At 68.1% G+C, this 1894-nt stretch carries 1 protein-coding gene; it reads right to left on the reverse strand.

The annotated features are described in order from the left end of the window. Positions 1-178: 178 nt before the first annotated feature. Positions 179-1450, reverse strand: coding sequence for a metallophosphoesterase (locus ACFU4Z_RS16100; RefSeq protein WP_379063526.1), 1272 nt, complete (start codon positions 1448-1450; stop codon positions 179-181). Positions 1451-1894 lie beyond the last annotated feature (444 nt).

Consider the following 1894-nt stretch of genomic DNA (forward strand, 5'->3'; position numbering starts at 1 on the left):
GGGGGTTGGGCGGTTGGCTGTTGTGTGTCTTTAGTGTTGCTGTGCTGGTCGGGGGGGGGGGGGGGGGCCGGGCGCGGGGGGGGGGGGGCCCCCCCCCCCCCCCCCCACGGCCGGACCGATGCCCTCGGTCCGCAGTGCGTGGACCAACACGGCTGGACGTTCCCGGGTTCCTGGAGCGTCACGCCTGTTTCGACGCGAGCTCGATCACGGTGATATCGGAGGGGGCGCCCACACGGACCGGAGGTCCCCACGCGCCTGCGCCACGGGTGACGTAGAGCTGGGTGTCGCCATAGCGTTCCAGGCCGGCGACGGTCGGATTGGCCAGGCTCGCAAGGAAATTGCCCGGCCACATTTGGCCGCCGTGGGTGTGGCCGGACAGTTGCAGATCGACGCCGAACTCGACCGCGTCGTGGATCTGCACCGGCTGGTGCGCCAGCAGCACCGCGGTACGCGCGAGATCTCGGTCTCCGAGCGCCGCGACGAAATCCGGCCCCTGCCCGATACGTTCACCCTGGATATCGTTGACGCCTGCGAGGTCGAAATGCGGCAGTTCGGTTCGGCTGTTCGCCAACAGGTGCAGACCGAGTTCCTGCACGTGCTCGGTCCATTGCTCGGCGCCGGAGAAGTATTCGTGGTTACCGGTGACGAAATAGGCGCCGTGTCGCGCGTGTAGCCGCGACAGCGGTTCGACCGCTGACCGCAGGTGCTCGACGCTACCGTCGACCAGATCGCCCACTACGGCAATGAGGTCCGGCTGCGTGCCGTTGATCGTCTCGACCACCCGCTCGGCGAACCCGCGGCCCAGAATAGGTCCGAGATGAATATCGCTGACCACGGCGATCCGGAATCCGTGCGCGGCGCGCGGCAGATTGGCCAGCGGCAGCGTCAACTGCTTCACCCGCGGCCCGCTCAGCACGCCGTAGCTGCCGTAGCCGACGGTGGTCACCGCCGCCAGTGCCGCCGCACCGCTCGCCGCGCGAGAAACGAAGAGCCGCCGTGAAACCGGCGCGGGATGTTCCTGCTGTTCCTGTCGATCTCGCGCCGCGGCGTCGGATACCTCGGTTGCAGGAACCAGTACGTCCTCGGGTGCCGGGACGAATGTCGCGGAGCTGTCAGCCCCGGCGGTCCACCGTCGGAAGAGCGGCCGGATCAGCTCGCCCGCGAGCAGCCACAGCACGAGATAGACCAACAGCGCGCCCCACATATAGCCGGGCCAGGCGATCATCTGGATGATCAGGAACGGAATCCCGGCCGATTCGGCCACGAACGCGCCGATCAACAGCACCGGCCCCGCGATGATCACCCCGGTACCCGCTCGGCGGGCGATCGACCCGCGCGCCGTCGTATCCCGCACGAGCCGCCGCCACAGATACCAGTGCAGCCCGCCGAACATCCCCACAACGATGAGTCCCACGACAACGACCACCGCGACAACGACCACCACGCCCACGGCCTCACTCTATGTCGAGGCGAGGTTCGACGAGCCGGACCACATGGTTGCCTGTGTCGCTGCCACGGCTCGCTGAGCTAGGGAGCATGCTGCCGCGCGAGGGTAGGGAACCGGTCTGCCTCGTCGATCACGACGCCGATCGTGGTCAGCAACCAGTTGTGACGTGCGAGATCCGCAGAGAAGCGCTCTGTCGCAATGAGTTCCGTGCCGTCGCGGACAACCATGTGGACCGGGCATGTCGCGTCGTCGTCCAGTTGTACTGCTAGCTGTGGACCGATCGCGCCCCGATTGTCGCGGTCTGAGCAGTGGGAACCGCCCTCGCCGGAATTCGATTGGGGTGCACAACGTCTCGGTGCGAAGAGAGGGCGGCGGGGGGGGGGGGCGACAAAAACCCCAAACCCCCCCCGCCAAGGGAGAGGGGCGCCCCCCCCCCCCCGGGGCGGG

The organism is Nocardia sp. NPDC057440, assembly GCF_042802915.1.
In the GTDB taxonomy this organism is placed as follows: Bacteria; Actinomycetota; Actinomycetes; order Mycobacteriales; family Mycobacteriaceae; genus Nocardia.